Raw genomic sequence first — 1,244 nt, forward strand, 5'->3', positions numbered from 1 at the left:
CTGGTCGATGTCGTCTTGGGTGAGGGTCACGAAGGGCAGGTCGGAGGGGCTGTGTCCGCCGGTGTCGGGGTTCTGGGCGTGGGTGGCGAGGGTTTCGAGGGCCTTGAACCAGGTGCGGGCCAGGTCCTGGACGTCTTCCTGGGAGAAGACGTCCTCCGCCCAGGACCAGTGGGCGACGAGCCGCTGGCCTTCGGGGCTGTCCTCGGTGAGGGCGTTGAGTTCCAGGGTGTGGGCGAGGGGTAGTTCGGGGTCGGCGCCGCCGGAGAACCCGCCGAACTCGTGGTCCGGTTCCCAGTCGGGCGAGCCCGTGGCGGTGGTGAAGCGGCCGAGGTAGTTGAAGCCGATCTGCGGGCGGCCCGCTCTGGCGAGGGTCCTGGCGGTGGCCGGGTTGAGGTGGCGCAGCAGGCCGTAGCCGATGCCGTGGTCGGGCAGGGCGCGTATCTGTTCCTTCACCCGTTTCAGGGCGGCACCGACCGTCGGGCCTGCCGCCCAGAGGTCGTCCCAGTCCGACAGTTCGGGCTCGAGCCGGACGGGGAACAGGCTGGTGAACCAGCCGACGGTACGGGAGAGGTCGGTGCCGGGTACGACGTCCTCGCGGCCGTGGCCCTCCACGTCGAGCAGGACGGCGGAGCCCGGCAGTCCGCGGCGGCGCCGCCAGTCCTGCACGGCCAGCGCCATCGCCGTCAGCAGCACGTCGTTCACCTGGGCGTGGAACGTCTTGGTGACACCGGTCAGCACCTCGGTCGTCCACGCCTCGGGCAGTGTGAGTGACATGGTGCGGCGCCGGGCGTGGACATCGCGTGCCGGGTCCAGGGCACGCCGGCCCAGCAGCGGGTCCGCACCGGTGAGCACCGCGGACCACAACGGCAGTTCGGCCTCGCGCTCGGGGCCGTGCGCCAGCCCGTGCAGCGCCTTGGCCCACTGGAGCACCGATGTGCCCACCGGCTGGAGGACCGGCTGTCGGCCGTCCGCGTGCGCCGCGTACGCCTGGGCGAGGTCCGGCAGCAGGATGCGCCAGGAGACACCGTCGACGGCGAGGTGGTGGACCACCAGTACCAGATGGCCCGCCTCGTCCGCTCCGGCGTCGCACCACACCGCCTGGAGCATCACTCCGGCCCCGGGGTCGAGCCGGTCCACCGCCTCGGCGGTCCGCTCCACCACCACGGTCCGGCGCTCGTTACCCGTCAGCCCGGACACGTCCACGCGGCGCACCAGATCACCGGCGGGAACCGCTCCCGGCTCGG

At 72.4% G+C, this 1,244-nt stretch carries 1 protein-coding gene; it reads right to left on the minus strand.

Going from position 1 to position 1,244, the window contains the following annotated elements; genetic code table 11:
* Positions 1-1,244 (minus strand): condensation domain-containing protein (locus ACFY32_RS34075; protein ID WP_390676374.1); only part of this gene is annotated, 1,244 nt, incomplete at both ends.

This window comes from Streptomyces sp. NPDC000134, assembly GCF_042899225.1.
Classification (GTDB): domain Bacteria; phylum Actinomycetota; class Actinomycetes; order Streptomycetales; family Streptomycetaceae; genus Streptomyces.